The sequence below is a fragment of the Lysinibacillus sp. NPDC056185 genome (genome assembly GCF_047737915.1).
GTDB lineage: Bacteria > Bacillota > Bacilli > Bacillales_A > Planococcaceae > Lysinibacillus.
On sequence record NZ_JBLLLQ010000093.1, the window covers coordinates 1 to 1,382 of the forward strand.

The 1,382-nt window shown below is 65.0% G+C and carries 2 protein-coding genes; one reads left to right on the forward strand and one right to left on the reverse strand.

What is annotated here, in order from left to right; genetic code table 11:
- Positions 1-579: 579 nt before the first annotated feature.
- Entirely contained in the window at positions 580-753 is a 174-nt protein-coding gene (locus tag ACMZ42_RS27060) for a hypothetical protein (RefSeq protein WP_415733432.1), read from the forward strand.
- Between the two features lie 140 nt (positions 754-893).
- On the opposite strand, the gene ACMZ42_RS27065 is transcribed toward ACMZ42_RS27060, so the two are convergent.
- A partial coding sequence (locus tag ACMZ42_RS27065) for a hypothetical protein (protein ID WP_415733433.1) occupies positions 894-1,382 on the reverse strand: 489 nt, incomplete at its 5' end.

Genomic DNA, 1,382 nt, shown 5'->3' on the forward strand with positions numbered 1-1,382 from the left:
CTCTGGCAGTGACCGTCACTTCGTGACGGTGTGTCACTGCTTCGCGGTGACTTGCTCGGCTGCGCCGAGCCCCGGCCGATGGCCGGGCGGGGAGGACTGGCCTTTGGCCAGTTCGGTCGTCCGCTTCGCTCCCTCCCTGGGGGCCCGCTACGCGGGCGGCTGGCTACGGGGAGGGGTGGCCGGGCGGCTCTTCTTTGCGACTGCCCGTGGTGGTGTGCATCAAAACGTAGTCTAGATAGAGTCTGGGCCACCCCACACCCCCACGCTGCGGCTCTGTATGCCTTGCTGACGGCTTCTCACCCCTTCTCGGGGGGATGAGTCCAGACGGCTCGTCAGAGGCTCTGAGATGGGTACAGATCGCTACGTGGGGGCATCGACACCTGATGCAGCATGTACGGTTGGTGGATCGTGGCCACACCCTCTCTGAGGGGTGGTCACCGGCTGGCCGCTCTGGGCCTCTTGAGCGTTCGCAGCCCGCTGACCTGGGCAAACGCACTGCGGGCGACCCTTCGAGGGGGCCGCCCGCAATTTCTCTGACCGAATTACCTGGTCTAATGCCCGTCGCCCCGAATTGCCAGCGTGCAGACGAGTTTATCAAGACGATTATTACGGGCTTATGGAAAGGCTTATCCGGCCGCTTTGATTTGGTTACCAGATTCCGTCATCCTCTCGCAGGGTGGGGCAGTTGCAATCACAGATGCAGCCGCCTCCGCAGTTGGGGCATTCATCGCAGCAGTAATGCTTTCCGCATAGGCTGCATCGGCTTCCGCCGCAGTCCTCACAGGAGGGCGGGCGGTAGCTGTCTGAGAGGTACATTCACGCTTCCTTTCGGGTAGGAATGCCGACGGCCCCGGACTGTAGAGCCCGGGGCCGTCGTTGTGCAAATCAGCAGGTTACGCGGGTGTCTTGTCTTTCCATTCCCAGAGCCATTCCCTTAGCTCATCCTCGGTGTAGTAGGTGACCTTTCCGTCACTGATGCCTTCGGGAACGGTGATCCCGCGCTTCTCGGAACGCTGGAGCAGGTACTTGCGGGCGGTCTCGTAGCCCCACGGGAGGGTGCCGCGCTCGCAGTGCTCACGCAGGCTGTAGGTCTCCGGCAGCGCCTGGTCCTCGGCCACCTCGGCGGCAAGGCCGGCCGATGCTCCGGCTGTCCCGGCCGCTGTCCCCTCGGCCGTCCCGGAGGCACCGTGTCCCGGCTCTGACCTGGGGCTGGGCACCCCGACCCCCGTGCTGGCGTGGCCCGGGACAACCGTGGGGACCTTGGGTGCGAAGTCCCCGCCGGGCATGAACTCGGTGGTGGCTGCGGTCTCCTGTGCCTCGGCCAGGGCCTCGGGGGTGATCCAGGGTGCCATTTCCCCGTCATCGAACCATTGGGGCGCCTT